General features: G+C 38.5%; 20 protein-coding genes and 1 riboswitch. Of the genes, 7 read left to right on the top strand and 13 right to left on the bottom strand.

The genetic code is table 11. The annotated features are described in order from the left end of the window. Positions 1 to 754: 754 nt before the first annotated feature. The 7 genes from VP97_RS11805 to nikA all read right to left on the bottom strand — a co-directional run bounded on the left by VP97_RS11805 (position 755) and on the right by nikA (position 8,508). Positions 755 to 1,534, bottom strand: a complete 780-nt coding sequence (locus tag VP97_RS11805) for a PhzF family phenazine biosynthesis protein (protein WP_050182085.1) — start codon at positions 1,532 to 1,534, stop codon at positions 755 to 757. A gap of 563 nt (positions 1,535 to 2,097) precedes the next feature. Further along, positions 2,098 to 3,144 carry a flavin-containing monooxygenase gene (locus VP97_RS11800; RefSeq protein ID WP_050182084.1) on the bottom strand — a complete coding sequence of 349 codons (1,047 nt, stop codon included), beginning with the start codon at positions 3,142 to 3,144 and terminating at the stop codon, positions 2,098 to 2,100. Positions 3,145 to 3,403: 259 nt separating this feature from the next. Further along, positions 3,404 to 4,216 carry a nickel import ATP-binding protein NikE gene (gene nikE / locus VP97_RS11795; protein WP_050182083.1) on the bottom strand — a complete coding sequence of 271 codons (813 nt, stop codon included), beginning with the start codon at positions 4,214 to 4,216 and terminating at the stop codon, positions 3,404 to 3,406. 31 nt (positions 4,217 to 4,247) lie between these two features. Beyond that, positions 4,248 to 5,075 carry a nickel import ATP-binding protein NikD gene (nikD, locus tag VP97_RS11790; RefSeq protein ID WP_156153478.1) on the bottom strand — a complete coding sequence of 276 codons (828 nt, stop codon included), beginning with the start codon at positions 5,073 to 5,075 and terminating at the stop codon, positions 4,248 to 4,250. A 15-nt stretch (positions 5,076 to 5,090) separates the two neighbouring features. Next, complete coding sequence (nikC, locus tag VP97_RS11785) at positions 5,091 to 5,924, bottom strand: nickel ABC transporter permease subunit NikC (RefSeq protein ID WP_050182081.1); 834 nt, start codon at positions 5,922 to 5,924, stop codon at positions 5,091 to 5,093. Then, positions 5,921 to 6,865, bottom strand: a complete 945-nt coding sequence (gene nikB / locus VP97_RS11780; protein ID WP_050182080.1) for a nickel ABC transporter permease subunit NikB — start codon at positions 6,863 to 6,865, stop codon at positions 5,921 to 5,923. The genes nikC and nikB overlap by 4 nt, the downstream gene beginning before the upstream one ends. Before the next feature lie 17 nt (positions 6,866 to 6,882). Beyond that, positions 6,883 to 8,508: a nickel ABC transporter substrate-binding protein gene (gene nikA, locus VP97_RS11775; RefSeq protein ID WP_050182079.1), complete on the bottom strand. Its 1,626-nt coding sequence runs from the start codon at positions 8,506 to 8,508 to the stop codon at positions 6,883 to 6,885. 700 nt (positions 8,509 to 9,208) lie between these two features. Between nikA and VP97_RS11770 the strand changes: the two genes are divergently transcribed. After that, the gene (locus VP97_RS11770; RefSeq protein WP_050182077.1) at positions 9,209 to 9,769 is read left to right on the top strand and encodes a GNAT family N-acetyltransferase; all 561 of its coding nucleotides are present in this window, start codon (positions 9,209 to 9,211) and stop codon (positions 9,767 to 9,769) included. 486 nt (positions 9,770 to 10,255) lie between these two features. Here VP97_RS11770 and VP97_RS11765 read toward each other — a convergent pair whose 3' ends face one another. The 5 genes from VP97_RS11765 to VP97_RS11745 all read right to left on the bottom strand — a co-directional run bounded on the left by VP97_RS11765 (position 10,256) and on the right by VP97_RS11745 (position 15,272). Next, positions 10,256 to 11,284, bottom strand: coding sequence for a glycoside hydrolase family 88/105 protein (locus VP97_RS11765; RefSeq protein WP_050182076.1), 1,029 nt, complete (start codon positions 11,282 to 11,284; stop codon positions 10,256 to 10,258). Positions 11,285 to 11,771: 487 nt separating this feature from the next. Beyond that, positions 11,772 to 12,869 carry a tartrate dehydrogenase gene (locus VP97_RS11760; protein WP_050182075.1) on the bottom strand — a complete coding sequence of 366 codons (1,098 nt, stop codon included), beginning with the start codon at positions 12,867 to 12,869 and terminating at the stop codon, positions 11,772 to 11,774. Positions 12,870 to 13,063: 194 nt separating this feature from the next. Beyond that, positions 13,064 to 13,747 (bottom strand): GntR family transcriptional regulator, encoded by a 684-nt coding sequence (locus VP97_RS11755; protein ID WP_050182072.1) that lies wholly within the window; start codon positions 13,745 to 13,747, stop codon positions 13,064 to 13,066. A gap of 56 nt (positions 13,748 to 13,803) precedes the next feature. Beyond that, complete coding sequence (locus VP97_RS11750) at positions 13,804 to 14,154, bottom strand: GNAT family N-acetyltransferase (protein ID WP_050182071.1); 351 nt, start codon at positions 14,152 to 14,154, stop codon at positions 13,804 to 13,806. A 257-nt stretch (positions 14,155 to 14,411) separates the two neighbouring features. Then, positions 14,412 to 15,272, bottom strand: a complete 861-nt coding sequence (locus tag VP97_RS11745; RefSeq protein ID WP_050182069.1) for a Cof-type HAD-IIB family hydrolase — start codon at positions 15,270 to 15,272, stop codon at positions 14,412 to 14,414. A gap of 520 nt (positions 15,273 to 15,792) precedes the next feature. Here VP97_RS11745 and VP97_RS11740 point away from each other — a divergent pair. Beyond that, the gene (locus tag VP97_RS11740; protein WP_050182068.1) at positions 15,793 to 16,629 is read left to right on the top strand and encodes a class II fructose-bisphosphate aldolase; all 837 of its coding nucleotides are present in this window, start codon (positions 15,793 to 15,795) and stop codon (positions 16,627 to 16,629) included. Between the two features lie 256 nt (positions 16,630 to 16,885). On the opposite strand, the gene VP97_RS11735 is transcribed toward VP97_RS11740, so the two are convergent. Beyond that, a complete protein-coding gene (locus VP97_RS11735; protein WP_050182066.1) occupies positions 16,886 to 17,506 on the bottom strand; it encodes a GntR family transcriptional regulator in 621 nt (206 codons plus the stop codon). A 490-nt stretch (positions 17,507 to 17,996) separates the two neighbouring features. On the opposite strand from VP97_RS11735, the gene garR reads away from it, so the two are divergent. The 5 genes from garR to crcB (VP97_RS11710) all read left to right on the top strand — a co-directional run bounded on the left by garR (position 17,997) and on the right by crcB (VP97_RS11710) (position 23,212). After that, on the top strand, positions 17,997 to 18,896 hold the full coding sequence (garR, locus tag VP97_RS11730; protein WP_050182065.1) for a 2-hydroxy-3-oxopropionate reductase: 900 nt from the start codon (positions 17,997 to 17,999) through the stop codon (positions 18,894 to 18,896). After that, the gene (locus VP97_RS11725) at positions 18,893 to 20,329 is read left to right on the top strand and encodes a four-carbon acid sugar kinase family protein (protein WP_050182064.1); all 1,437 of its coding nucleotides are present in this window, start codon (positions 18,893 to 18,895) and stop codon (positions 20,327 to 20,329) included. The genes garR and VP97_RS11725 overlap by 4 nt, the downstream gene beginning before the upstream one ends. Before the next feature lie 225 nt (positions 20,330 to 20,554). Continuing rightward, on the top strand, positions 20,555 to 21,874 hold the full coding sequence (locus VP97_RS11720; protein WP_050182063.1) for a gluconate:H+ symporter: 1,320 nt from the start codon (positions 20,555 to 20,557) through the stop codon (positions 21,872 to 21,874). 482 nt (positions 21,875 to 22,356) lie between these two features. Next, positions 22,357 to 22,417: riboswitch (Fluoride riboswitch) on the top strand. A gap of 55 nt (positions 22,418 to 22,472) precedes the next feature. After that, positions 22,473 to 22,847 carry a fluoride efflux transporter CrcB gene (crcB, locus tag VP97_RS11715; RefSeq protein ID WP_050182062.1) on the top strand — a complete coding sequence of 125 codons (375 nt, stop codon included), beginning with the start codon at positions 22,473 to 22,475 and terminating at the stop codon, positions 22,845 to 22,847. After that, the gene (gene crcB / locus VP97_RS11710; protein ID WP_050182061.1) at positions 22,844 to 23,212 is read left to right on the top strand and encodes a fluoride efflux transporter CrcB; all 369 of its coding nucleotides are present in this window, start codon (positions 22,844 to 22,846) and stop codon (positions 23,210 to 23,212) included. Before crcB (VP97_RS11715) ends, crcB (VP97_RS11710) begins: the two co-directional genes overlap by 4 nt. Positions 23,213 to 23,480: the final 268 nt, after the last annotated feature.

The raw sequence follows: 23,480 nt of genomic DNA, 5'->3' as shown, positions 1-23,480 counted from the left end.
CCAGTCAATCACTCACTGTAACTACGAGAGCCCTGGAGCCGATTTCCTCACATTATCTTAAGCTGAGATTCGCGCTGCTTGCCTGAATGGACGAACTGTTGAATAACAATTTATTTTAGAAGAAGAAAAAGGACCATTTTTGCGCTGCATCTCCAATTGTTAAACATAATTAACAATTGAAGATGCAGCTTTTTTATGACTAAATATGACCGTTGGACCAAGCTTGAAGCTTTTCTCGCTTATCTTGAGGGAGAAATACCCTATAAGTTAATGATACTCTTACATTGTGAACATCATGTTCTAAACCATATTTTAAACAGGCTAGTTAGGCTGTTTGTATACTTTTTGAGAAAGAAAATAAGCGAATGTAGCTGTTAGGAATATGATAAAAACGAAGCTTGAAGAGGCTTGTCCAAAGGCCACTTCTGGACCTGGATTCCCCCTTGTTGAATAAAGATCGGGCGTGTACCACGCTGTGAGAAATAGACCTGTTCCGGTTTGAACTATCATATACAATACAGCAAAACAAATTAAAAATATAAGATACTTTTTTATTATTCTCACCCCTTTCTCATGTATAAGTATATCCTTGAAACAGATTGTCCATTTTACCGATTATTTAACAATTCACTTTATATTAGAAATACAGCATAATTGCACTTATCTTATATTTGGAAGCGGGTTTTATGTTTTACTTTCTTCAGCTGCACGCCCGTTAGCTTAATAAGTTTCTTTATTTGTTGAGTAAATGTATCTAAATAGTTATATATCCTTCTAGATAAGAGACAGCTTCTCCAGACATTTTTACCGTTTCACCTGAATCAGCACAATACAATTTTCCGCCTCTTTCTGATAACTGCCATGCAGTAAATTTACATTTATTCAATTTGTTTTTCCAATAAGGAATCAATGTACAGTGAGCAGAACCAGTAACAGGGTCTTCATCTATTCCAGCCTTTGGTGCAAAAAATCTTGATACGAAGTCTGCTTCCTTTCCTTTAGCTGTTACAATTACGCCAAAAGCATCTAGCTTTTTTAATTCATCCATATTTAATTCAAGATTCAAAATGTCCTGCTCCGTATCAAATACGGCCATATAGTCTCTGGACTTATACACTTCTACAGGTACTTTACCTAAGCCTTTAATAAGTGCCTCTGGAGCATTGCACTTTTCTCCTTCTCTGGAAGGAAAAGATAGTGTAAACAACCCATTATCCCGAGACACTTCTAAGAGCCCGCTTTTTGTATAAAACGCTATATCCTTTACCTTCTGATCTAGATACGTACAGATCACAAAAGCAGATGCCAGTGTGGCGTGCCCACACAAATCTATTTCTCCTTTTGGAGTGAACCACCTTAATTCATACCCCTTATCCTTTTTAACAAAAAAGGCTGTTTCAGATAAATTATTTTCTGCTGCAATTTTCTGCATTACATCATCTTTTATCCATTTATTTAGTGGACATACTGCTGCGGGATTCCCTTTAAATTGTTCATTTGTAAACGCGTCAATCTGATAAATAGGAATTCTCATCGCTATAACCTCCTCGAAATCAATTGATGTTATGGTAACATGCCCAAAAAAGCCACACAATCCCAAAAATGTGTGGCATACAAATTAATTAAAGACTTTTAAATAATAGCTGTAAAATGATGAAACCCTTCTCTTATTGTTCATTTGTTTCAGGCCCACAAATAGATAGACGAACGACTCTCTTAGGAATACTGCTTCCTATTGCCAATCGTTCAGCAGCATTTGCTTCAACACCATGCTTTAAAGCAAGGGCCTCAAAATCTGTTCCTGATCTATGGGCTGGAAGCTTCAGTCAGCTAAAAATTACCATTTCATCATTGTAAGAATCATAGCCCGATAAATAATTATTCACCAATTGATTTCGGTAAATCGTGTGTTTTCGAAGTTTATCAATGATTGTATCCAGATATATGAGACACAATGAACTGGGCAGCTAATTCTGCTAACAACGGTGAAACAGAAATATTTATGTTATAGAGCATGCACAGTAAATGATAAGTAGCATCCTGTGTGGAGGTTTTAGTAAGGATATTTCCATTCAGTTGCTAATTTTGATGACAACATTAATCCTTTTCAAGAATACGATGAATTAAAAACTTCGCATCAAGATCAACTCCACAAATTAAAGCGGAGCCGCGTTGATGCTGCCAGGGCAGCCCAATAAAGTACATCCCTTTAATTGGGCTTACGCCTCTTTCATGAATAGGTTTTCCCTCTGACGAAACCACACCCTCGACCGTAATCCAGTCATATGAAGGAACAAAACCTGTAGACCAAATAATACTGTCAAATGACTGTTGGCTGTTATCCTGAAAGACTACTGTTTTCCCCTCAATACCAATTACTTTGGGCTTTACATCAACTTTCCCCTGTTCTATACATGCTTTCAATTCCTGACCGAAAACGGGGTCTTTTTGTTTTCTAAACCAATTTCCTTTTGTTGTATTAATACCTGCATATAAAAGACCAGTGAATTTCAACCAATCAAATATGCTTTTACCAAATAAATACAAAGGTAAAAACTTAAATGGATGATTAACAGCTATTGTCACTGTTTTTTCTTTTGACAGCTCCACTGCAATTTGTGCTCCCGAATTTCCTCCTCCTACAATTAATACAGAATGACCCGGTAGTTGATCCGGAGATCGATAGGCAGCTGAATGAAGTTGATAGAAGCTTTCTTCTGCTGTTTTCGCAAAAGACGGCACATATGGTTTTTGAAATGCTCCCGTAGCAATAACGACTTTTTTTGCTCCTACAATGCCTTTATTGGTATCCAAATAAAAAAAACCTTTTATTTTATCTAGCTTTTCTACGGTTACATTATTGAGGATAGGCAGCTTAAAATAATTAACATACTCAGTTAAATAATCGGCCATTTCTTGTTTTGTCGGAAGCCCTTCAGGTAAGCCGTTCATGTGTAATCCAGGAAGACTGCTATACTTTCGCGGAGTAAATAAAATTAAAGAATCATACCTTTTTCTCCATGAATCTCCTGCCTTCTCGTTTTTATCTAAAATGATAAATGGAACCTTTTCTTTTTTTAAATAATAGCCGATTGTAATTCCAGCCTGGCCTGCTCCAACAATTGCAACTTCATAATGCTCCACATGATCAGCTCCTTTACACCCATAACATTCAAATATATATTTGAATGTAATTATAAGTAAAATAAATAAGAAGTCAATCATTTGTTATTTTTAGGTAAATAACAAATACCTCAATATGATAAAGTACTAAAATAACCTTAGGGGGAGAAAAAAAAAATCACCCCAGATCCTAAAGTTCTGGAGTGTTTCCAATGCAGCATAATTGTATTTGTTGCGCTTGGAATTTAATTTAATGTAGATGCTGTTAAGTTATATATGGCTAAGCCCTTGTTCTAACTGATCGAAAACGCGGGTGCTCGGCAAGTATAGAATCTCTCATTTCCTTTACTACCGGATGTTCTGAAGTGAAAAACTGATTTTTCGAATCGTAAAGCTCGACTAATTTTCCTTTTTCGAGTACACCTAACTTATCACTAATCGTATAAGCAGCTTTAATATCATGTGTAATAAAGAAGTAGGATAACCCGAAGTCTTCTTTTAGCTCTCTTAGTAATTCTAAAATAAGGGTTTGATTAACCATATCTAGACTGCTTACAGATTCATCTAAGACAATCAGCTTGGGCTTGAGTGCGATAGCTCTTGCAATATTGATTCTCTGCAATTGGCCGCCGCTAAATTGATGAGGATATTTGTTTAAATCCCCTTCACTCAGCCCTACCCTTTCCAATAATTCAATAACAATGCGTTTCATTTCGGTTATTGTTAGCTTTTCGTAGTTTTCTAGTGGCTCTGCAATAATACGCCTGGCGGACATTCGAGGGTTGACCGCCGAATATGAATCCTGAAAAACAACCTGAAGATCACGGCGAATGTTTTGACGTGTTTGCTTGTCTGCTGTATAGATATCATGCCCTTGAAATAGAACCTGCCCCAATTGAGGCCGTTCTAACCCTAGAATGACTTTTCCCAACGTGCTTTTACCAGCTCCGCTCGTACCAAGCATTCCTAAACAGGTTCCTTCCCCCAAAGAAAAAGATATATTAGAAAGCACTTTTTGGGAGTGACCTTTCCAATTAAAAAGCGCTCGGGTACCATAGCTATGAGTTACTTCATTTACTTGCAATAAACTCATTTTTTCACTCCTCATAAATGCCTATCATCACTCAAGCTAAAGAGATGGCCGTCTCATCTAAATGTAAAATTGAGCGTGCATTTAAAAGTTTTTTCGTATACTCATGGCGTGGCTCATCAAATAGTTGGAACACATCCGCTTTTTCTACAATTCTGCCCTGTTGCATAACGGCTATTTCATCTGCCATTTCAGCAATGACTCCGAGATCATGGGATATTAATAAAATGGCTGTACCATATTCAGCACGAATTTTATCTAAATGGTACAGCACTTTCTTCTGGTTATTTACATCAAGGGCGGTTGTTGGTTCATCGGCAATAATAACAGCTGGATGTAAACATGCTGCTATTGCGATCATCACTCGTTGAAGCATCCCACCACTTAATTGGAAAGGATAACATTTTAATAGTTTAACTGGATCAGGTAAATTCACATGCCGCATCGCATCACTGGCCAGCTCTGTTGCTTGTTTTTTATTCCATTTCGTATGGGAACAAATGGTTTCAACAAATTGATGACCGATCGTAAAAACAGGCGTAAAAGCATTCATTGGATTTTGCATAATAAAAGCTATGTCCTTCCCACGGATCTCACGCATGTCTTTTTCTCCTAAACCGTTCAATTCGTTCCCTTGTAATATGATACTTCCTTCAACCTTTGTTGTTTTACGATCAAGAAGCTGAAGAATGGACATACTCGTAACGGTTTTACCGCATCCACTTTCTCCAACAAGACCCAGTACTCTTCCGCGCTTAAGTTCAAAATTGATACCTTCAACGAGGGTTGTAGCACCACTTTTTGTTTTTACCTGTACATGTAAATCTCTCACTTGTAACACATTCGACTGTTCTTCAGCCAACATCATCATTCCTTTTTAAAATCGACGTTTGATACCAAAACGTTCCGATAACGCTTCGCCTAATAAATTGAAGGTAACAACAACAACCATAATCATCAAACCTGGATAAAGCATCAATTCTGGGTTCGTCCGGATATACGATTTTCCTTCGTGAATCATCGCTCCCCATTCAGATGCAGGCGGCTGCACTCCTAATCCAAGAAACGACATGGCGGATATATCCATAATCGCCCATCCCATTTCCAATGTGCCCATTATGACAAGTGGCGGGAGAACATTTGGAACAATATGATTTTTTATAATCTTCCATTGAGAGGAGCCGCTTATTTTTGCAGCTGCTATAAAATTTTGTTCTTTCAGGCTAAGCACCATTCCCCGGAACATTCTCGCGTAATAGACCCATTGCACAAGCATTAGCGCTAAGATGACCTGTGGAAGTCCAGGTCCAAAAATACCAACCAGTCCAAGGATAAGGATAAGACTTGGGAAAGCCATAACTCCATCACAAAATCTCATCAGAATATGATCAATCCAGCCACCCTTGTATCCTGAAAAGGTTCCGATGATTAAACCAATTAGTAAAGAGGAAATGAAAATAAGCATGGCAAATCCCAATGAAATTCGTGATCCATATATAATGCGGGATAAATTACATCTTCCTAAATGGTCGGTTCCTAATGGAAAGTCCCAGGATGGAGACTGTAGTTTATAGGCTAAATTGACAGCAATCGGATCATTTGGTACTATCCACGGGGCAAATATAGAAATGATAAAAAGAGTACCTAATATTATAGAACACATGAGGATCACTTTTTGACTTTTTAATATCTTGCTTATACTTGTCATCATCGATGCTGACCTTCTTTCCTGGAAATGCGTGGGTCAACATACATTTGAATAAGATCAACAATTAAGTTACTCAAAATAAATAAGCTAGCTGCAATGAGCACGTAGCATTGAATAACAGGTATATCGCGGTTAAAAATCGCTTCGATAAAATAACGCCCAAACCCCGGCCAAGAAAAAACGGTCTCAACAATAATTGTTCCTGTCAGCAGTTTTCCAAGATTCATCCCCAGCCCAGTAATCATTGGAGAAATAGCTATCCTCAAAACATGCTTGGCCATAATCGTTCTTTCTTTAAGTCCTCTTGTACGGGCAAACAGCACATAGGGCTCTTGTACATTTTCAAGAATGCTAGCACGCAACAGTCTTGTATACATCGCAATTAAGGGGAGGGCCAGTGTAATGGAAGGCAGCACAAGATGCTGCCATGTTCCAGTCCCCTCAACCGGGAAAAGATCAAGCTTTACAGAAAAGAAAAAAATCAATAGGTAACCCAGCCAAAAAGAAGGAATGGAAGCTCCGAAAAAGGAAAGTAACCGGCTAAAGTGATCAACTGCACTACCTTTCTTTACTCCTGCCAGAAAGCCAAGCGGCACACTCACAACTACCGCTAGGAATAAGCTCCCAAGCGCAAGCTGGATGGTCGCTGGTATTCGGTAAATCACTTCGTCCCAAACGGGCTTATTCGAAATATAAGATATGCCAAAATCAAGCTGGCATATCTTTATAATAGAGTTTACATATTGAATGAAGAATGGTTGATCTAAACCAAACTCATGTCTTTTCTGGGCCAACATCTCATCGGTTGGCTGGATATGAGCTGCTGTTAAATAGGCCTCGGCCGGATCTACCGGTGAAAGGTGAATCATCCCAGTCGTAAGCAGCGCGGCCAGTAGAAAAACTGGGATGATGGACGAAATTCGTTTTAATATATAGGTGCCCATGGGGGTCCTCCTGCTACTTACTGTTTAATGCTAATTCCCGTGAATGGATGTTCGTCACGATTAGCAGAGAAAGTGAAATTAGTGATATCCTTTTTATAAATCGCTGTTTTCTTGAGATAAGAAACAGGAACAATTGCTCCCTGATCTTGCAATGATGATAAAACAGTGGAGTAAAGCTGTTGACGTTCCTCATCATCAGTTGTCTGTGGAACCCGTGCCATTTGCTCAAGTAATTCATCTTTGTTCGGATAAGCGGAAATAGCTTCACTAAACCCATATCCTTCGGTTGCCACAATATTTACAAATGTATGTGGATCATAAGGAGCCCCGAAGTTGCTGTAGATATTAATATCAAATTTATTATCTTTAAATCTTTGCACTTGATCAGCTAGTTCTACACCAACAATTTTCAAATTAACACCAATAGCTGCCCATTCTGATTGTAGGGTTTCTGCCATGGCTTTTTGAATTAGTTCTGCTGAATCATACATCAATTCTATTTCAAGTGGTTGTCCATCTTTTTCGCGAACTGTTTTTCCCTTAGGAAGTGTCCAGCCGGCCTCGTCTAATAACGATTTTGCTTTTTCCACATCGTAATCAACTGACATTACGTCAATTTTGGAAGTGTAAGGGAAGTTTGTTGGTAAAATATGATCTGCTGCTTCTTCTAATCCTGAAGTAATTCCATCAACCATTGCCTCTTTATTAAATCCATAATGCAGCGCTTGACGAACACGTTCATCAGCAAGCTGTTCTCTCTTTGTATTCATAACAAGCAGTCTCGTCGCAACTGGATCAGAAATACTCGTTTCATACTTTTCGGTAGATTCCAATTGTTTAAAGGCATCTAAGCTGATCGTTCCTTCTCCATAAATTAAGTCTAGCTCACCTTTCTCAAACGCAAGTACTCTTGTTTCCGCATCAGGAATGATCTTGACTTGAATTTTTTCTACTTCTGGGAGCTCACCCCAATAATTTTCATTCCGTTTAAAAACGGCATATTCATCCGCTTTATACTCATCTAAAATCCATGGACCTGTACCGACCGCTTCCACAACCCCATTTGATGTGTCACCATCTTCCGGAAATCCAGCTTCACCTAAGAAACGAACAGGCCGAACAACAGCTAACTCCTGAATCGTTGGATAGTATGGTTCAGTTAATGTCATTTTAAAAGTATGTTCGTCGATTACTTCTGTACGATCGATTTTCGTAAGGAATCCCAACCAGCTATGTAAGTCCATATGATTTAGTATCGTATCAAAATTCTTTTTAACAATGTCTGCATTAAAACTTGTTCCATCAGCAAATTTCACATTTTGACGCAGGTGAAACGTATATACTTTTCCGTCTTCAGAAATGTCCCATGACTCAGCCAGATGCGGTTTTAGCTCTCCCCCATCACCGTAGCTCACTAACGGTTCATACACCATTGACTGAGCAAATAATTGTGAAGGATTATAAACATGTGGGTTCATTTCGCCTACATCCCGCGGCCAGGCAATTGTAAGCATGTTGTCATGATCCGCCTTTGACGCTGAATCATCACTGCTAGTATTTGTACAACCAAGTAATAGCGTTGACAGAATTAAAACAAATACAGTTGTTAGTAAGATATTTCGTTTACTTTTTTCATTAAACATGGTGTTGGTTCCTCCTGATTATGATAATCGTTTTCAATTGTAAGTGTGCTATATACCTTTGTCAATGTAATATCTGAATTTTCCTTCTAAATGGAATCGATTTATATAACTAGCTCAAAATGGCAATAGCAAATTTGAGTTTTATTCCCAATTAGTGGGTTCATGTATTTTTTTTGCTTCTTTCTTTGTTCAAGGCTGCTTGTGTGAATCATTTTATCCATTCCCTCTGCATCTGCGAGTACATAATCTCTTGGTTCAACAACCACTTTCCTAACGCTAAACTTCTCCTTTAATCTTCAATGGTCTCGTTGCTCGTGATGAATTGCATTTGTAAATTTCGGGAACCGGGCTGGTTTTCAAATAATTTATTGTTCCTTACTGCTTCATATACAAGGACAGCAGTGATCCCAGTCTCTTCTGTTTTCCCGGCTCTAAACTCTTCCTAGCAAGCGTTTGGTTTATTTCTGAGATATCGTTACCCCAGCTTGTGCTCCCTATCAATCGGACATCCTCCGCCAATAGCTTTTACAATGTACTGTACAGTCGACCAGTAATTTAAAAGCAGGAAAATCAAAAAAATGGAAAAATACTTCTTAAATTAAATATATAAATATAAAAGGAGGAAAGATTCACCGGTAAGTTAGTAAAACCCGGATTTGGTGGTAAAATAGGAACAATAAAGTAGGCAGGAGAAATCTTTATGAAAATTAAAACTGTTAGCGCCTGGAACGATGACCTCTGGCAAGACGCGAGTCCTCTTTATATGGAGGCATTTGGAGATAAGGGAGCCAAGCCAGTTAAGATCATCAAAAATATGTTTACACAGGGAATTGCCGAGCTTCATGTGGCGTACGATGAGTCGGCGGCAGTTGCGATGGCTCTTACAGGGAAACTCGCACTTGATCGGGTGATGATCATCGACTATTTGGCTGTATCCCCCAAAAAGCGAGATCAAGGGTTGGGCAAACATTTTGTTGATTACCTGCGAAAGAAAGCAGGTGATGAGGGGTATCAAAAATTAATCATTGAGGCTGAGTCAGAAGAAACACCAGATAATAAAAGGCGTATCCACTTTTGGCAATCATGCGGCTTTGTTCTCACAGAGTATGTCCATCACTATATCTGGGTGCCGGAAACCTACCAGGCTATGTACCTTCCCCTGGCTGCTGATTCGGGGAAGGTAACGGGAGAAGAATTGTTTGTGTTTATTAATACCTTTCATCGGCTGTCTTTTCGTGGAGATGGGAAGCAGGAAGGTTAGGGATGGCTTTTTCTCCTGGTTCAGTCTTTTTAACCAAGGGAGTTAAAACAGAATAGTACTCTCTTGCCTGGGAACTGTTTCTTTTTTGTCATTTACTTTTTCAAGCCAGTCGCAAAGCAGGCTTCATTACTCGCTATAGTTGATGGAATACGAGCCATTTCTTGAAAAGATCCTTTACTGTCTTTATTCCATCATTTTCACAAATTTCCCATTTACCTTCAAGTACGTTTGAGTTGTTCAGAGCGTCAAGCTGTTCAAAACACCTCTTGTTTTGTGGCTATATACAAATGGATCTACCTTACAAATTAAGACAAGTACAGGCTGCTATCCCCGGCATAAATGTGTTCATTAAAGCTTCTTGAAATGGCTGCCGGAAAATTTGTAAGGAATAAGAAATTTTTGAAACAAGACGCGTGCTCTTTTGAATAAAAAATAGCAAAAAGAACGAAAGAATGTTAATTTCGTTCTTTTTGTTGTTTAACCGCATTAATTCTTTGTTTTTTGTTTTAACAGTGCTGATAAGAAAGCTAATGTTAATCCCTGTCCCCAGCCCTGAACTCTTTTATACGGAACCTGCTTGTACCCTTCTGCATCATCCATTACAGCTGTTCCTGCAGAGACACTTGCTACGGATCCATCTTCTTTGATCTGGCTAAAAATCCCTTCAATCGATCTCTGGGTGTATTCATTGTACAATTTGCCTCTAGATAGCAGCGCAGCAGCAATGCCAGCGGACGCCGATGTCTCTTGATAAGAATCAGAATCTGTCAAAACCGTATGCCAGAGTCCCGTTTTCGATTGCAAACGGACCAGGGCACTCAACTGATCACGAAGAGAATCAGCAATAATCATATAAGACGGATGCTGTACTTTGATTAACTCTAATGCTCTTGCCATCGTATAAGCTGCCCAGCTGTTTCCTCTTGCCCAAAAAACGCCAGACATATGATTTTGAGCAACATTGTCCCAGCCGTGATAGTATAAATTTGTGGTTTCATCCTGTAAAAACTGCTCGTGTCCGTGATATTGTTTCAAGCCAAATTCAAAATAATCATTTCGATCTAACATATGGCCCATTCGCAAAAGAAAATATCCCGCCATAAACATCGTATCTGCCCATGCCTGCTCGGGAAATACGTCCTTTCCTCCGTTAACCGTGTGCTGTAAAATACTATCTGCAAATCTGTCTGCATCATTTAATAAAAAATCGGCCATTTCCATTGCATAGTTCAAATACGTTTCTTCTTCTGAAGCCTTGTATAAAGTAAGAAGCGTGTGGCCGATGGCACAAGCATTTACAGATAATAGTGGTAAACCGTCTTCAAGTTCCTTATCTATCCAGTTCTTAAGAAAATGTAAATATTTCTCCTCTCCGGTGGCTTCAAATGCTTCAGCAATACCGAAAAAAGCTACTCCGCCTGGCCAGTCCCATCCATAATCCATTTTCATAGTCCGTTCAATCACTTTACCTATTTTGTTCTTTACTTCATTCTCATCAAAAACAAGTTTAACCATCTTTCACTCTCCTAATTGATAAAAGTAAAAAATTCGATACATGATCCTGCGAAGCTAAAATGAAGCTACAAGGATATATGAGGAGATGCTGATCAGCATTATGATTGATGGAATACATAATCGATAATTGCACGTTTGACCGAACACCCCTTTTTCGTATGTCATTATTGTAAAATACATCTTTTTTACTTTATATAGGATTTTCCTGCATGTTGATAAATTGAACAAAAAACACTGTTAAATGCACACATTTCAAGGATTTCGGAACGCTTTTCACTTTTTAAATAATTTTTTGTACTCTCCGACTTTCATTCCGCTTTATGTTATAAAGGGCTGCATAAATTGAATAACATAAAAAAACCAGGGCCTCATACAAGACCCGGTTTTTTTATGTTTGCAGCTAGAAAACAAACCTATTTTTCTGTAAATTAACACCAGTCAGCGTATCATTCTTTCAGTTACATTCCTTTGACTTAATCATGATTCATCAAAGATGATTGACTTCAATAGCTTCTAAGCCTTTTTTGTCTACTTTTTTAAGCCGTTTAATGATTTCGTCTGTTACTTCTTTGGTAGTATTTTTCCCACCAATATCAGGTGTTAAAAATCCATCACTTGTTACACTTTCAATAACATTTAATAATGTACTACCTAATTCCTGTTCGCCAAAATGATCCAGCATCATTTTAGCCGTCCAAATTTGTCCAATTGGATTTGCAATTCCTTTTCCAATAATATCAGGAGCAGATCCATGTACAGGTTCAAACATAGATGGGTATTTTCCATTTACATTAATGTTAGCTGCTGGTGCGATTCCAATACTGCCCATAATAGCTGCACCCAGGTCCGTTAAAATGTCTCCGAATAAGTTGCTGGCCACAATGACATCGAAACGATCAGGCTGTGTGACAAAAAAGGCAGACAACGCGTCAATATGCTGAGAATCATTCTGGATATCTGGATAGTCTTTCGCTACATCTTTAAACACATTGTCCCAAAATGGCATAGAGAACGTAATTCCGTTAGACTTGGTTGCGCTTGTTACGTGCTTCTTCCGCTTTTTTGCTAATTCAAACGCATAGCGCATGGCTTTTTCAGTAGCTTTTCTTGAAAACACAGCATTTTGAATGGCTATTTCATCATCACCGCTGTAAATATTTCCGCCAACTGAGCTGTATTCCCCTTCACTGTTTTCCCGTACTACGATAAGGTCAAAATCTTTTGGATTTATAAGCGGTGAACGAATGCCTTTTAGCACTTTAGCAGGTCGTATGTTAATCTGCTGCTCAAATTCGCGCCGGATCTTAATAAGCAAGCCCCACAAAGACACATGGTCGGGTACAAGCTGTAAATTACCTACTGCACCTAAAAAGATGGAATCAAAATCCTTAAGTTTTTCCATGCCATCATCCGCCATCATCTTACCGTGTTCCAAATAGTATTCACAGCTCCAGGGAAAATCGGTAAATTCAAATTTTAATCCGCCATGAATGTCAGATATCGTTTTTAAAACCTCGACTGCTGCGGGTACTACTTCTCTTCCTATTCCGTCCCCCGGGATGTTCGCAACTTTTAACGCTTTCATTTTATCTCTCCTCACCTTTTCTTTAATAAGATGATAAAACTTTCAAAAATCTAAATTCGGTATCTGGTATCCGGTCGACCGATTTATGTTTTTATCTTAATTGAAAACGATTTTCTACGCAAGATATTTTTGAAATTTTAAAATTTTTCATTTTTATTCTCCTAGATACAAGCAAAAAACCATGAATTATTTAATCATGGTTTGGTCGTATCAGCTGAATTGGTTAGAACATTAGTAAGGTGCTCCAGATCAAGTTTTAAATGCTCCATCATGGCTGAAGAGGCCTGCTCCTCTTCTCTCTTTTTTATATACGAAAATATATGGCGGTGCTGTTTTAAAATAATTTCCGCTCGATTTTCTCCTTGAAAATTTAAAATGCGGAAAAAATACATAAGCGACTTTAAATCGTTTAGCTGCTTTTGAAGTCGGCGATTTTGAGTGTATTGAATAATTAAACTGTGAAATTGTTCATTTAATGTGATGATGCTATTAGCATCTAGTGAATCATTAATAGCTTGCTCTGTCTTCAGTAAGATTTCTTCTATTTCTTCTATATTAGCTTCTGTGGCAATTTGCGTTGTTAATCCAACAGCAAAGGATTCAAGCGCCATCCGGCAAAAATAAATTTCCTCTACGTCCTTCAAAGTCGGCTCATATACGATAATTCTAGACTTTTCATCCATCACGACAAGTCCGTCTTTCTCTAAAAGACGAATGGCTTCCCTGACGGGGGTTTTGCTTACCCCAAACTCTTTTGCTAACTGATTTTCAATAATCCGCTCTCCCGGTTTAAATTTCCCTTCAAATATCATTCTTTTAATAGACTGGTAAAATTGTTCATAGTATGGGAGCTGTTTTTCAATTGTAAAGTCGCTCATTTTCTCATCCTTCTTCCTATGGTGGCTATTTCTTTTTTTATGCATATACGAAAAGATTACAAATACTTTTCCACTATAGCGTATTCCTTTCCGTTTTTTTCAAACTCAGAGCCTGACTCTGTAAACCAAAATTTATTATGAAAGTCTACTTTATTTTTTCTAGCATTACACCAGATCCTTTTTGCGCCTCTGCTTTTTGCTTCTTTTATGATATAGTTTAGCAGCTGACTGCCATACCCTTTTCCTTGCTCTTCCTGAAGAGTAGCAAATTTTCTGAATTGAGCCTCCTCACCCTCTATAAAAAGAGAGACAACTGAAATTAACATTGTTTTGTTATATACACCAAAACGCAGGCCGTCATCATCACCTTTTAACATAATGTGCTCAAAACTTTTATTAGGCCACATCACTTTATTCCTTATACTTCCAGGCTAGCTCTTTAATGATCGTTTCCATTGCTGCTTCTCCAAACTATTTTTATTTTAGTATATATCAAAAAAAATGAAGCAACTACATTTGAATGAGCTGCTTCATTCCTTAAAACTTTATTAGCTTATTGGTAACGTGTTTGGCATTTAATAAAATGAATTCCGCTTAAAAGACATTTTTGTACAAGATATGATCTGCTTCTAAACTGATATAAGAACTTAATGGAGTCTTTTATTTACTTATCCAGTATATATTGATTTATTGCATAAGCTACACCGTTTTGATCATTTGAATGTGTAATAATATCACATATTTCTTTTACTAGAGGGTCTGCGTTCCCCATTGCCACTGAGAGGCCAGCCAACTCAAGCATTGGGATATCGTTAAAGTTGTCTCCAATGGCCACGGTGTCATCCAGAGGAATACCGTAGTATTCAGCTACTTTTTTCAGCGCATTCCCTTTATTTCCGTTTTGGTCCATCACTTCAATATTTAAAGGGCCTGAAGAAGTGACGACAATGCTCGAAACTTCCCCGAAATAAGCAAGTAACTCTGTTTTAATGCTGCTGTTTAACGTTAGCACAAAGAATTTTTGAACCGTCAAGTCCTTCTTGTTAAACAATTCACTATAGTGATTAAAATAGTTAATGAGACTAGATTTTTGTGGTTGTTCAGTGATTCTCTGATAAACTTCGTCCGGAAGTCCTTCAACTTTGATCTGATCCTTTTTCACAGCAAACGCTACTCGTTCTGACCAGTCTGCGGGCACATAAATCCCATGGTTGGTATAGATCCGATGTGGAACCCTGTCTTCATCTAGTTTTTCTGCAATCTTTACAATATCTTTTCTATCCATCGAGATACTTTCCAAAACACTTTCATTGACTTGAACAACTGTTCCGTTGCTTCCTGCCAAAGGACATGAAATGTCAAACTTTTTAAGGATTTGTTGAATATCTTCTGGAGCCCGGCCGGAGCAAATCATGACAATATCCCCCTGGCTCTGTGCTTTTCTCAGTGCTTCAACACTTTCTTTTGTAATCTCCATTTCCGGGGACAGCAAGGTGCCATCCAAATCAATAGCAATCAGTTTCATATTCTTCACCTCTTATACTAAAATTGAATAGAATACTGCCTCCTCAGTATAAACCATTATGTCATTCCTCCTCTGAAAAATTCAGAGCTTTTCGGACAATTTCTTTTCATTTTTTATCTCAAGATTGTGATTACTTGGTTCCTGTTTCTTGAACACCCTTATTTAAAAGCTATGTGGAAAAACCATATAGCTTTTTACTCATTAAGTGCTTTATATATTTAACACAGGTTTTTTACAAAAAACTATGGGCTATGCTTTACATCCTTGTCGACTGTAAATCATGTTAGTACAAATTGCTGCAAAATTTGATGAAGTCTTCTGGCTTGTAATACGATAAATAGAACTTTAAAGCGGGTTCAATAAGGGTAACTGCTGTTTCAGTAGAGAAGCTTTGATATTCTATATATCTTTATCGTTCATTAAAAAAAGCGTACGTAGAAATAAAAATAAAATGTATACAAAAAATATAAAAATGTATACAATGTTCTCGAACTAGTCTATCAGTAAGGAGTGAACGATCATGTTAGTGAATACAAAAGAAATCTTAACAAAGGCACAACAAGGACAATATGCTGTAGCTGCTTTTAACGTCTACAACCTGGAAACAGCACAGGCTGCTATCCAGGTAAGCGAGCGAGAAGGTACACCTGTCATTATTGCTCTGGGAGAACGCTATTTTCCTACAGTAGATGTTGAAGGCTTTTCCGCCATGATCAAAGCGGTGGCAGAAAAAGTAAAAATTCCGGTTTCACTGCATCTTGATCATGCCTACGAAAAAGAATCCATTATCCGAGCGATTCGCGCTGGGTTCACCTCTGTTATGTACGACGGATCTAAATATGACCTTGAACAAAATATTCAATTTACTAAAGAGATTGTAGAAATTGCCCATATGGCAGGAGTTTCTGTTGAAGCAGAAATCGGCTCTGTAGCACGCGGAGCATTCTCCGACGAAGAAGAAGGAGATGGAACTTTAACAGATCCGCAATCGGCCAGGGCATTTGTGGCTGAAACAAACGTTGACTTTTTAGCTGCTGCAATCGGGACTGTTCATGGAATGTACCAGGGCGAACCTAAAATTGACCTGGCTCTTCTAGAAAACATTCGTGAAGCGGTTGGTATCCCTCTTGTTCTGCACGGTGGTTCCGGAACACCGGAAGATGTTTTAAAGAGGGCGATTGAATTGGGAATTTGTAAAGTAAACGTCAATACAGAAGTTTCCATGGCAGCTGTCTCTTATCTTGGAAAATGGGCTGAAAAAAAACAAATGGCTCACCTATCTACCATTATGGACGAAATGCAGCAAGCAATGGAGCCTGTAATAACGAAATTTGTACGCTTGTTATCCCAAAAATAAAAAAACAGGAAGCGCCTTTAGCACGAGTATAATTGTTCTTGCGATGATCATGCTAAGAAGCTTTTCCAGCTGATCAGCCCTAACAGAAACGAAATGTATTTTAAAGGCTAAGCGCTGGAGCTAGATTCAGGTGCCCAAGCAGAGCTGTCTGGACCCGAAGTATTTTTATAATTTATAAAAACACAACAAAAGTGCCCTCAGATTTTACCGGGGCACTTTTGTGTATCCATCAATTGTATGCAGAAAATGGGATGCATTACCTGCCCATTACGTGCAGGTAAAAGTTCAAGTCCATTTCCAAGTGTTTTTTCATCAGCATTTCAGCTCTTTCACCATCTCTTGCCTTGATTGCTTCATAAATTTCTTCATGCTCATCAATAAGATGCGGACGGTTATAAATAACAACCGTTTTTCTAAGCAAATAAATAATGGCCTGCATTCGATCAATAATATCGATCATGACAGGATTATTGCTTGCTTTCACAATATCATTGTGAAAGCTTTCATTAGCGGACATGATTTCTTCTTTCGTGCCCCTTCTGCCAATTTCAACATATTCGTATAGTTTCTCAATTTCGTTTTCTTTTAAAAAGTTTGCCGCACATCGGGCTGAGTATCCTTCTAGCAAGAGGCGGACACCAAACATATTTCGTAAATCCTTCTCCGTTGGATTTACCACTCTCTTTTTAACAATTAAGCCTTCGTATTCTAATTTTCGTATCGAATCTCTTATCGGTGTTCTGCTGACGCCAAGCTCAGCAGCAATTTTTTCTTCAACGATTTTCGTACCACCAGGAAGCTCACCATTTAAAATTTTATCACGGAGAATTTCATAACAATGATGATACGCCGGTCGTGAGCTATTACTTTCAAGCACAAATTTCACCCCAGTTTCCCAGTTCTAATAATATCCATAGTACCAAATTATTTTGATAAAATCACACTTTTTAAAAAAGTAAAATCACAAAAAGTATACGCATATTTCAAAAATGTACACAAATTATTTATAAATTGTATACAAAAAATATATTTTAGTATACAATGTAAACGTAAATATGATGTAAGCGATTGCTTACACGCTTTTAATTCCAAGGTAGACGACCCGGATTGAAATGGGAAAACGATTTTTTTTCAAGCGGCTATCTACTTTTTATAAGACAATCTTAAAGCTCATTGTTGAGTTGCTAATAGATTGATTGAACCGCACAGCGCGAGGATCCCGTGAGAAAAATAGGTAGAGGGAAACCCCTTCCTCTCTTATTTTTCGAGGAGGCTCCCAAACCGTCCGCGGAGGACCAGCGCTTGAAGCGAAAATCAACAGGCAATTTAACTGAGCCTTTCAAAAAAATGCATTGGAGGAAAACAGCATGACAAAAAAAATTGGCTTTATTGGATTAGGCATAATGGGAAAACCAATGGCTTTAAACCTGGTTAAAGCAGGTCATACGTTAACAGTAAATGATCTTAATCAAGAGGCAGTACAAGCATTAGTGAAAGCGGGTGCAACAGCAGCCCATTCACCAAAAGAAGTTGCAGAAAACAGTGAAATCATTATCACCATGCTTCCGGCCTCTCATCATGTACAGTCTGTAGTTTTAGACGAAAATGGACTTTTAGCGGGAGCAAAAGAAGGCACAATTATTATCGATATGAGTTCCATTACCCCTGCGGTTTCGATTGAAATTGCAGAAGAAGCGGCAGCTAAAGGCGTTAGCTTCCTGGATGCACCGGTCAGCGGCGGCGAACCAAAAGCAATTGACGGAACACTAGCCATCATGGTTGGCGGTAAGGAAGACGCATTTGAAACGGCAAAATCAGTACTATTTGATATGGGTAGTGCGGTTACACTAGTTGGAGATAACGGCTGCGGAGTGACTGCCAAATTAGCGAACCAAATTATTGTAAACCTTAACATTGCTGCCATGTCAGAAGCGCTTGTACTGGCAGCTAAAGCTGGAATCGATATTGATAAAATGTATCAGGCGATCCGAGGCGGATTAGCAGGAAGTGCAGTGCTTGATGCAAAGGTTCCATTAATCCTTGATAGAAACTTTGCTCCAGGCGGAACCATTGCCATTAACATGAAGGATATTACGAACGTAATGGATACAGCTCATGAAATTGGTGTACCGCTTCCATTATCAAGCCATCTGTTAGAAATCTTCCATGCATTAAAAGTAGACGGAAAAGTAATGGATGATCACGGCGGTATCGTTCAATATTATGAAAAACTAGCAAATGTAGAAGTAAGGGGTTCTAATCAATGAGTGTAAATAAAAGAGTTGCAGAAGAAGTTCTTAGCAAGCTGCCTTCTATTGATACAAGCCTTGTGAATGAAATGATTGAGAAGGAACTTAAGAATTTAAACAAAAAAATTATTGTACTGGATGATGACCCAACAGGCGTTCAAACGATTCATGGAATATCGGTTTATACAGACTGGTCTTTGGACAGTATCACAAAAGGCTTCCAGGAAGAAAATTCTATGTTCTTTATCTTAACAAATTCACGTGGATTTACAGCTGCCGAAACAGCAAAAGCACATCAGGAAATTGCCGCAAATATTGTGGAAGCAGCCAAAAGAAACAATCGTGAATTTACAATTATCAGCCGCGGTGATTCAACGCTAAGAGGCCACTATCCGCTGGAAACTCAAGTATTAAAAGAAACGGTTGAAGGCAACTCTGCTGCTACATTTGATGGTGAGGTAATCCTTCCATTCTTTAAAGAAGGTGGACGCTTCACAATTGATAATACCCATTACGTTCAATATGACGAATATTTAGTCCCGGCAGGAGAAACAGAATTTGCGAAAGACCGTACCTTTGGTTATACCAAATCGCATTTAGGCGAGTGGGCTGAAGAAAAATCTAACGGTGAATATAAAGCCAAGGATATGACCTATATTTCACTTGAAAGCCTGCGTGCTCTAGATATTGAAACTATTGAACAGCAGCTGCTAAAAGTGGAACATTTTAATAAAGTAATTGTGAATGCCGTAGATTATGCTGATGTTAAAGTCTTTGCGATTGCGCTAATCAGAGCCATGAATAAAGGAAAGAACTTTATGTTCAGAAGCGCAGCTGCCCTTACAAAAGTGATCGGAGGCGTAAGCGATAAAAACCTGCTCACTCGTGAGGAAATGATGAGTGAAGACACAAACCACGGTGGATTAGTCATTATTGGTTCACATGTTAAAAAGACTACCGAACAGTTTGAAGAGCTGAAAAAGTCGGATGCCGTTGAATTGATTGAATTTAACGTTCATCTTGTACTAGAGCCAGAAAAATTCGAAAAAGAACTGGATAGAGTCGTAGAAACGACGAATAAGCTTATTATTGAAGGAAAAAATGTAGCCGTTTATACACGAAGAGAAAGATTGGATCTTGGAGAAGGCAAAAAAGAAGAAGAATTAAAGCTTTCTGTCCAAATTTCAGATGCTGTTACAAGTATCGTCAAACGGTTAGAAGCAAGACCTTCCTTCATTATCGCTAAAGGCGGTATTACATCTAGTGATATTGGAACAAACGGTCTGGAGGTCAAAAGAGCAACAGTAGCCGGTCAAATTCGACCTGGAATTCCAGTCTGGACAACAGGCAGCGAAAGTAAGTTCCCGGGCATTTCCTATGTGATCTTCCCAGGAAATGTAGGGACAAAAACAGATTTAAGAGAAGTTGTTGAAATGTTAAGTAAAAAATAACCTAACGTCTTTGAAATTGGCTGAGCGCCTGGGATCATAAATCAATAGGCGGGTTGACCAGATTTTAAACATTAGGTTTGGTCCTAACGTAAGGAGTAAACACTCAACTATTAGTCTTTCACCAAGAATTTTTAATCATCAAGAATTGGATTATGGGATTTGAGTAAACTCCTTACGGATACGGACCTCTTTTTATGAAACCAATTAGAAAATGAGGGAGAAAAAATGCCAATTATTTCAGTTACGATTGGAGTTGCCCTGTTACTAGTATTAATGATGGGCTTAAAATTAAACGCTTTCGTATCATTAATTATTGTTTCGCTAGCGGTAGGAATTCTAGAAGGAATGACACCGATTGAGGCAGTTGAATCTATTGAAGCCGGGCTAGGCGGAACACTCGGACATCTTACCATGATTATTATCTTTGGTGCTATACTTGGTAAGTTAATGACCGATTCAGGCGGTGCGCAGCGTATTGCGACAACATTGATTAAGGCTTTCGGAGAAAAAAGAGTTCAGATGGCTTCTGTTATTACAGCTGCTATTGTTGGAATCGCCTTGTTCTTTGAAACCGGGGTTGTGGTTTTAATTCCATTGGTATTTACCATTGCGACAGCTGCTAGAGTTCCCGTTCTATACCTTGGCATGCCCGTTATTGCTGCCCTGATTACGATGCATGGATTTGTACCTCCTCACCCTGGCCCTACTGCAGTTGCAAATGTTTTTGAAGCTAATATCGGTTTAACAATGATCTTGGGAATCATCATTGCCATTCCTGCCTTTATCCTTGCAGGTCCAGTTTATACAAAATTCTTTAAAAAAGAATCATTGGAAATTGACATTCCAAAGGGTCTATTTAATCCCAAGGAATTTAAAGAAGAAGAGCTCCCTAAATTTGGAGTAAGCCTTTTCACTGCGCTTTTACCGGTTATTTTAATTGCGTTACAAGCGATTGTACAAATCTTTGCACCTGAATCAGCCGTTGCACCGATCACTGATTTTATCGGTAATGCAAATGTAGCTCTTTTAATTTCCGTTCTTGTGGCCATCTTTACATTTGGCTTAAACCTTGGCAAAAAAATGCCGGAAATTATGCAATCTCTTAGTGAAGCTGTAAGCGGTATCGGAATGATTCTATTAATCATTGCTGCTGGCGGTGCGTTTAAACAAGTACTGATTGACAGCCATATTGACAAATATATTTCCGATCTTATGGCCGGTTCTACCCTTTCACCGCTGCTTTTAACCTGGCTGATTGCAGCGATCTTAAGGATAGCGGTAGGATCTGCAACCGTAGCAGGTATGACAGCAGCAGGTATCGCGGCACCACTTGTCGCTTCAACTGGTGCTAGCCCAGAATTGATGGTGCTAGCCGCTGGTGCGGGAAGTGTTACCTTCTCACACGTGAATGATGCGGGCTTCTGGATTTACAAAGAATATTTTAACCTCACTATCGGAAAAACCATTAAAACATGGTCTGTCATGGTAACGATTATTTCTTTAGTGGGACTTGCTGGTGTGCTGATCCTCGATATGTTTATGTAACTTGTAAAAAAGCATTGCTTTTCGGAATAATGCCTCAGACTATAGATAAAGCGGTTCTCAAATCTTCAATTTGAGAACCGCTTTAGTTTTTTATACAATTAAACAGCTCTATTCAAGCTGGCTGCGCTGGCTTCCACGACCGGCAGGCCAGCTTTAAAATTCATGGCCAGGAAAGTAAACATCGCCTGCATGGATAATTTCTCAATTCCCCTGATGATTGTCCATCACATGCCATGCCCTCTTCAGTAGCTGCAAAAAAACGTTCAATCGTTTGTTTCTTTGCACCTTGCATACTCTTGCCGTATAGTACAAATGATCAGCCGGCACAAGCTGATCGAGCGCGATAACCTCCATTTGATACTATGTTTTATTAACATACAAATTCCCCACAAGATTTTGATAGGCTCATTACACAAAAAAGCCTGATTTGTGATAAAGAAGTTTCTTTTTTTCGGACGAAATAAAATATATAATGTTAGTGAACATTTATAGGTGATGGAGTTCACCTTTAACCGCCGAAAGGCTAATGACTCCTGCTGGTAACTTTATTACTGGCAGGAGTCTTTTTATTTCTTAAGAATGAGGAGGCAACCAGGAAGTGGTTTATTTTTGGGTAGGTATTGCGGGAAGTTTTGGTGCTATTTTAAGGTATTTACTGGGGGTTTCCCTGTTCACAAATAGCTCGTTCCCGTATGCAACATTAATCATCAATTTAATTGGAAGTTTTCTATTGGCCTGGTTAACAACCCATTTTTTCAAAAAGCTCTCCGTTTCACCTGTTATTGCAACTGCTATTGGAACGGGCTTCGTTGGTTCTTTTACTACTTTTTCAACCCTCAGCATAGAAACCGTTACAATGTTTCAAGCTGGGAATACACTGCTAGCTGTACTTTATGTATTAATCAGTGCTTTTGGCGGTTTATTGATGAGTCGATTAGGATTTAGTGTAAAAAAGGAGGATCAACAATCGTGACAGCAACACATATTTTACTGGTCGGAATTGGTGGTTTTTTGGGTGCGATAGCTCGATATTCGATTAGTAAACATCTAAATAATAAATCAGCATTTTTACTACCAATCGGAACTCTTACTGTTAATTTATTTGGAGCTTTTCTTTTAGGGGTAATTACTGGAGCCAAAGCTGATATAATGATTGTTCTTTTGTTCGGAACTGGGTTTTTAGGATCCTTTACTACTTTTTCTACTTTAAAGCTAGAAATGATACAAATAATTGTTAGGAAGAATATAAATAAGCTCTACATCTATGCAATAATGACCTATGGAATCGGGATTATTCTCGCTTACATTGGTTATGTAGTCGGTAATTTCTATCAGTAAAAATTCATGTAGTCACTTTACCTTTAATGTTCTATTGATTTTAGCAGTGGTAAAAGAGAATAAGAAGTTCATATTAACCGTTTTTTTAAATACTATAATTAAATTGGGAAGAGGCTCACCACTAATTAACTAAGGAAAAGGAATCCGTGTACTAGCGCTTTTCTTCTTCTATTCTAGAATTACGGTTTATACGCAAAAGCTTACGGGACTGGTACTTTACTACGCCGGCGGCTTGTAATCATGAGGTGAAAAATAACCCGGTTACAGA

It is taken from the genome of Domibacillus robiginosus, assembly GCF_000966195.1.
Taxonomy (GTDB): domain Bacteria; phylum Bacillota; class Bacilli; order Bacillales; family Domibacillaceae; genus Domibacillus; species Domibacillus robiginosus.
This window is presented reverse-complemented; position numbering and strand designations above follow the sequence as displayed.